General features: G+C 63.3%; 6 protein-coding genes. 4 read left to right on the top strand and 2 right to left on the bottom strand.

Annotated elements, in window-relative coordinates; genetic code table 11:
- Positions 1 to 186: 186 nt before the first annotated feature.
- Positions 187 to 1,518, bottom strand: a complete 1,332-nt coding sequence (locus CRM90_RS29265) for a sensor histidine kinase (RefSeq protein ID WP_102810357.1) — start codon at positions 1,516 to 1,518, stop codon at positions 187 to 189.
- Between the two features lie 35 nt (positions 1,519 to 1,553).
- On the opposite strand from CRM90_RS29265, the gene CRM90_RS29260 reads away from it, so the two are divergent.
- Positions 1,554 to 2,252: a response regulator gene (locus tag CRM90_RS29260; RefSeq protein ID WP_102810356.1), complete on the top strand. Its 699-nt coding sequence runs from the start codon at positions 1,554 to 1,556 to the stop codon at positions 2,250 to 2,252.
- Between the two features lie 11 nt (positions 2,253 to 2,263).
- Here the strand turns inward: CRM90_RS29260 and CRM90_RS29255 are convergent, their stop codons facing one another.
- Positions 2,264 to 2,443, bottom strand: coding sequence for a hypothetical protein (locus CRM90_RS29255; RefSeq protein WP_142391489.1), 180 nt, complete (start codon positions 2,441 to 2,443; stop codon positions 2,264 to 2,266).
- A 231-nt stretch (positions 2,444 to 2,674) separates the two neighbouring features.
- Here CRM90_RS29255 and CRM90_RS29250 point away from each other — a divergent pair, with 231 nt between their 5' ends.
- From CRM90_RS29250 to CRM90_RS29240, 3 genes are read left to right on the top strand one after another with little or no spacing between them, the layout of a single operon-like run.
- Positions 2,675 to 3,937: a cytochrome P450 gene (locus CRM90_RS29250; RefSeq protein WP_102810354.1), complete on the top strand. Its 1,263-nt coding sequence runs from the start codon at positions 2,675 to 2,677 to the stop codon at positions 3,935 to 3,937.
- A 14-nt stretch (positions 3,938 to 3,951) separates the two neighbouring features.
- A complete protein-coding gene (locus tag CRM90_RS29245; RefSeq protein WP_102810358.1) occupies positions 3,952 to 5,220 on the top strand; it encodes an NAD(P)/FAD-dependent oxidoreductase in 1,269 nt (422 codons plus the stop codon).
- Between the two features lie 13 nt (positions 5,221 to 5,233).
- On the top strand, positions 5,234 to 5,554 hold the full coding sequence (locus CRM90_RS29240; RefSeq protein ID WP_102810353.1) for a 2Fe-2S iron-sulfur cluster-binding protein: 321 nt from the start codon (positions 5,234 to 5,236) through the stop codon (positions 5,552 to 5,554).
- Positions 5,555 to 6,072: the final 518 nt, after the last annotated feature.

The raw sequence follows: 6,072 nt of genomic DNA, 5'->3' as shown, positions 1-6,072 counted from the left end.
GCAGTCGAACCTGTCAGCGCCACCGCGTAACATCACCCACCGAAGCGGAACCTTGCGCCCACCGATTTACACCGAAATCCGGACGTCACCGTCCCCATGATCGATCACGCCAGCGTGGGCCAGTGGGCTGCGTGCCGTTGGCGGCGCCGACGACTGGCCGACGAGGCCCGCGGAAAGTTGTCCGGACTACCAGCGCGGAGCGGGGGGCGGGTCTGGTTGCGGCGCGGTGATGAGCGGAACACGGAAGGTCGCGACGAGCCCACCACCAGCGCGAGCGGCGAAATTCACCCGACCACCCATTGCGTCGGTGATCTGCTGCACGATCCACAGCCCCAGACCGGCGGTGCCGCGCTGACCGCCGGCACTGACGTACTTTGCTGTCAGCTCTCCCACTTGCTCGTCGGGGAATCCGGGGCCACGGTCGGCGACGGCGATGACGAGGTCGTTGCCGTGTCGACTGCACGTGACGTCGACCGGCGCGCCGCGGCCGTGGCGGGCTGCGTTTTCGAGCAGGTTGGTCAGCACCCGACGCAATCCCTGCGCGTTGATCGCGACAGCACTCAGGTCGGCGGTCATCGCAAGCTGTAGGCGTGGCGCAGTGAGGCCTACCGCATCGGCTGCTGCGGTGACGATATCCGCGACGTCGACTTGGCGTACCCTGCCCCCCGAAAAGGTGGGGCGTCGGCTCAGCGCGACGTCGGAGAGTGCGTCGAGCATGTCGACGACATGACGGGTGTGCCGGCTGGCCAGCTGCAGGCTGGTGCTGCGGTCGGCGTCCGTCATCGGCGAGATGCCGGCCAGTGCATCGAGCAGTGCCTCCAGCGAGGCGATGGGGGTGCGGAACTCGTGCACCAGCACCTGCAGCCCGTCCTGTTGGGACTGGTAAGACGTGAGCAGCCGTGAGCGCAGATCGCGTTCCTCCTCGGCCGCGGCGTGCTGGGTCTCGGCTTCGACCAGAGCGCGCAGTCTGGAACGGTGTTCGCGCTCCGCCAAGGTAGACAGGCCCGCGGTGAGAACCGCCGCGAACAACAAATACAGCGCCCACCAGCTGGCCTGGAGCCAAGGGGTGAGCGCCGTTGCTGGCGTCGATGAAAAGGGCACGATCACCGCGGTGTACGCCAGACCCAAAAGCGTCGATAACAGCAGAGTCTCGATGAATGACAGCCGGGCTGCCGAAGCGATGACGACCAAGGGAAGTACCGCCACCACCGGGCTATGCGGTCCACCGGTGAAGGCGATCCAGGCAAGGGTGATGGCACTGTCAGCCAGGGCGACCGCCCAGGAGTACCGGGTGCGGCGCGCCTCGAATTTCGGGTTGGCCAGCAGCACCACTGCGTACACCGTCGCCGCAATCAGAATGCCCACAGCCGTGGGCACGTGCTGGCGAACCCAGGCGGGTCCCACAAGCACCAGCACCCCGACTGACGCCACTACCGCCATCCGGACTGCCACCACAACGCGGGCCAGTCCGTATTCGCCACCGTCGACAAGTGCGGTGACCCGGTTATTCAGTCTCATCGACCCTATCCTGAGGTGCGGCTAACATCGTCACAATGAAGCCTAGCGGCGGCCGGAAGGGGATCGTCGTGGCTATCGTCGATGACCACGAACTGTTTGCGCAGGGACTAGCCTTGCTGCTCACCCGCGAATGGGGGGACATCTTCACCGTGGGGGGCCAAACCAGCTATGTCGAGGAGGCGGCCGACCTCGTCGCGGACTGCGCCGCTGACGTCGCGATCGTTGATCTGACCATGCCCCCGCTGGGAGGACTGGCTGCGATCCGCCACATCAAGGGCCGTAGCCCCACGACCCGGATCCTCGCGCTGTCGGGCACCGATGATCTCGACCTGGCCGAAGAAGCGTTGCGTGCCGGAGCCGACGGCTTCCTGCCCAAGACCGCACGGCCCGAAGCGCTGGCAGGCCCTCTGTGGACGATCGCCGAAGGCATGCGGGTTGTCGATGGCGCCGTCCTCGATGACCTCCTGACCCAGACCCGCCGACCCCCAAGTGAAGTGCTAGAGCATTTGTCCGATCAGGACCTGAAGTTGTGGACGTTGCTGGCGGCAGGGCTGGAGAACGCGGAGATGGCCGACCGATTGCTGGTCTCGGAACGAACCGCCAAGCGCATGGTGGCCACGCTGCTGAACAAGCTTGGCGTAAGCAACCGGATCAGCGCTGCTGCCTTGGCGGGCAAGTTCGGGTTGCTAGACATCAGCGATTACCAGGCTCGGCGCCTGGCCCGTTCGCCCTAACTTTAGCTGCGTTAGTGAGCGACGCGAATCCGGTCGCAGGTGACGAAGGGGGCGGCAGTCACCATCGCAATCACGATTCGCAACGTCCGGCGCAGCATGACGAATCGGCTCCAGCCCGTCTGCGTGGGCACCGGATTGCCCGGCAGGAACTTCGCCGATCGGCGGTAGCTCGAACGTCCGGTGCGGCTCACGTCCGCATCCGGCCTCTTCCAGATGTGGCCCGCAGGGGTCATGACGTGGCCCGCGGGCCACTTGTCGTCGGCCTCGCCACCTATCACCCTTGATCGTGTTGAGGGTCACATTAGGCCGCGCGGGGTGCACGTCGAGGTGGAACTGCTCGGCGCGCACAACGGTTGGGGCGAGACATGTTTCCGCTCATGCGCCCATTTTTCTGTAGAGCACCAGGTTGAGAAGGGACCAACATGACCGAAATGACGGTGGCCGCCAGCGACGCGACGAACGCGGCGTACGGGATGGCCTTGGAGGACATTGATGTGAGCAATCCCGTGTTGTTCCGGGACAACACCTGGCATCCCTATTTCAAACGCCTGCGCGAAGAGGATCCAGTTCACTACTGCAAGAGCAGCATGTTCGGCCCCTACTGGTCGGTGACCAAGTACCGCGACATCATGGCAGTCGAGACCAACCCGAAGGTGTTCTCGTCGGAGGCTAAAAGTGGCGGCATCACCATCATGGACGACAACGCCGCAGCATCGCTTCCCATGTTCATCGCCATGGATCCACCGAAACACGATGTCCAGCGAAAGACCGTGAGCCCCATCGTGGCGCCCGAAAACCTTGCCACCATGGAATCGGTGATTCGCCAGCGCACCGGGGACCTCCTCGACGGATTGCCGATCAATGAAGAGTTCGACTGGGTGCATCGGGTGTCGATCGACTTGACCACCAAGATGCTGGCGACGCTGTTCGATTTTCCCTGGGACGACCGCGCCAAGTTGACGCGCTGGTCGGACGTCACCACGGCGTTGCCCGGTGGCGGGATCATCGATTCTGAAGAACAGCGCATGGCCGAGCTGATGGAGTGCGCAACGTATTTCACCGAGCTGTGGAACCAGCGCGTGAATGCCGAACCCAAGAACGATCTCATCTCGATGATGGCCCATTCGGAGTCAACACGACACATGGCGCCCGAGGAATATCTCGGAAACGTCGTGCTGCTGATCGTCGGCGGCAACGATACCACCCGCAACTCGATGACGGGCGGTGTGTTGGCCCTGAACGAATTTCCCGACGAATACCGCAAACTGTCCGCCAACCCGGCGTTGATCAGCTCTATGGTGTCGGAGATCATCCGGTGGCAAACACCTCTTTCGCACATGCGTCGTACCGCACTGGAAGACATCGAGTTCGCCGGCAAGCACATCCGCCAGGGCGACAAAGTCGTGATGTGGTACGTGTCCGGCAACCGGGACCCCGAGGCCATCGACAATCCCGACACGTTCATCATCGATCGCGCCAAGCCCCGCCAGCACTTGTCCTTCGGGTTCGGCATCCACCGCTGCGTCGGCAACAGACTCGCCGAACTACAGCTCAACATCCTGTGGGAAGAAATCCTCAAACGGTGGCCGGACCCACTGCAGATCCAGGTTCTTCAAGAACCGACCCGCGTGCTCTCACCGTTCGTCAAGGGCTACGAATCGCTGCCCGTGCGCATCAACGCCTGATGATCCACACGTGCGTGACCGAAGCCGTTGTGGTGGTCGGTGCCGGCCAGGCTGGCGCACAGACAGTCACCAGCCTTCGACAAGGAGGGTTCGAGGGGCAGATCACCCTGCTCGGCGACGAGCCGGCGCTGCCCTATCAGCGCCCCCCACTGTCGAAAGCCTTCCTGGCCGGCACCCTCCCGCTGGACCGCCTGTACCTACGCCCTGCGGCGTTCTACCAGCAAGCCCACGTCGATGTCATGGTCGACACTCGGGTGAGCGAGCTCGACACCGAAAAGAGACGCGTCCGGCTCACCGACGGCCGCGCTATCAGCTTCGATCACTTGGTGCTGGCCACCGGCGGCCGCCCCCGCCCGCTGGCCTGCCCTGGTGCTGATCACCCCCGCGTCCACTACCTGCGAACAGTGACCGACGTAGACAGGATCCGCTCCCAGTTCCATCCCGGGACACGGCTGGTCCTGGTGGGCGGCGGTTACATCGGCCTCGAAATCGCCGCGGTAGCCGCAGAACTCGGGTTGACCGTGACCGTCCTCGAAGCACAAACCACCGTCTTGGCACGGGTCACCTGTCCGACGGTGGCCCGCTTCTTCGAACACACTCACCGGCGAGCAGGAGTGACGATTCGGTGCGCAACGACAGTCACACGTATCCACGACAGCTCGTCCACCGCACGCATTGAACTCGATAGCGGCGAGTACATCGACGCAGACCTCGTCATAGTCGGGATAGGATTGCTCCCCAACGTCGACTTAGCCTCAGCAGCTGGGCTGACATGCGAAAGCGGCATCGTCGTGGACAGCCGTTGCCAGACAAGCGCACCTGGCATCTACGCAGCTGGTGACTGCACCCAGTACCCGAGCCCCATATACGGCCGACGACTTCACCTCGAGTCGGTGCACAACGCTATCGAACAGGCCAAAACGGCCGCCGCAGCGATCCTCGGCAGAGACGAGCCGTTCCGTCAAGTCCCCTGGTTCTGGTCAGACCAGTACAACATCAAACTACAGACGGCCGGCGTCAACGAAGGTTACGACGACGTGATCATCCGGGGTGATCCGGCCTCAGCATCGTTTGCAGCCTTCTACATGCGCGCCGGGAAACTGCTGGCCGTCGATGCAATCAACCGGCCGCGCGAATTCATGGTGTCGAAAACCCTTATCGCCGACCGCGCAGAGGTAGACCCGACGCAACTCGCCGACGAGAGCCTCCCCCTCACAGCCCTTGCGGCGGCGGTCAACGGCCCTACCCGCGCAAACGTCCCGAACCTCCCTCTAACCCACTGATAAAGGAATCGAAATGCCGAAGATCACCTACATCGACTACACCGGTACGAGCCGCTGCGTTGACGCCGAAGACGGCATGTCACTGATGGAAATCGCCGTCAGTAACAACGTGCCAGGCATCGACGGGGACTGCGGCGGGGAGTGCGCATGTGCGACATGCCATGTGCACGTCGATGCAGACTGGTTGGACAAACTGCCGCCCAGCAGCGACCAAGAGGTGTCAATGCTGGAATTCTGTGATGGCGTAGACCACACATCCCGACTCGGCTGCCAAATCAAGATTTGCCCGGCTTTGGATGGCATCGTCGTACGGACACCAGCTGCACAACATTAGCTACCCCGACCCGAGACCGCAGCTACACACGTTATCGAGACAGTCCCTCCCTAATCGGCCAGTCCCAGCGATTGCGAGGCAGGCCCCGGAATCCCCGACGAGAATCGGGGAGAGCTGACAGCAAAGTACGTCATGGCCTATCAGCTAAGCTAGCTCAGGTCGCGGTCGGGTTTGCCGACTGCTCGTCCGCATCGTCGGCAGGTCCCGGATCCGTCGGGTCATCCTCAGATCTGCGGCATCGACCGGCCCCGCCGCGACCCTTGGGCGTCGTTGACCGCGACCTTCGTCGGCTTCGGTGAAATCGGTTGCGCGACAGGGGTGGTGTCGAGGGTTGAGAACCCGGCCAGTCGCGACGGGGTGGGTTCTAGCAGTGGTCGACGGGCTGATGTGCTCCTACGACATCGCCGACCGCCCAGTGCAGATCGCCAACGCCATCTTGGCCAAGATCACGGACTGAGCCGCGCCTATGTCGCTGCCGTCGGGGAGATACGCGAACGAATTTTGTTTACTCCCTTGGC

Source organism: Mycobacterium sp. ENV421 (assembly GCF_002887815.1).
In the GTDB taxonomy this organism is placed as follows: Bacteria; Actinomycetota; Actinomycetes; order Mycobacteriales; family Mycobacteriaceae; genus Mycobacterium.
The sequence above is the reverse complement of the archived record's forward strand: the minus strand, read 5'-3'. Positions and strand labels throughout refer to the sequence as shown.

What these genes read in the sequence shown, in the direction of transcription:
- CRM90_RS29265 (WP_102810357.1), bottom strand. Translation starts at nt 1,518, where the DNA reads ATGAGACTGAATAACCGGGTCACCGCACTTGTCGACGGTGGCGAATAC.
- CRM90_RS29260 (WP_102810356.1), top strand. Translation starts at nt 1,554, where the DNA reads ATGAAGCCTAGCGGCGGCCGGAAGGGGATCGTCGTGGCTATCGTCGAT.
- CRM90_RS29250 (WP_102810354.1), top strand. Translation starts at nt 2,675, where the DNA reads ATGACCGAAATGACGGTGGCCGCCAGCGACGCGACGAACGCGGCGTAC.
- CRM90_RS29240 (WP_102810353.1), top strand. Translation starts at nt 5,234, where the DNA reads ATGCCGAAGATCACCTACATCGACTACACCGGTACGAGCCGCTGCGTT.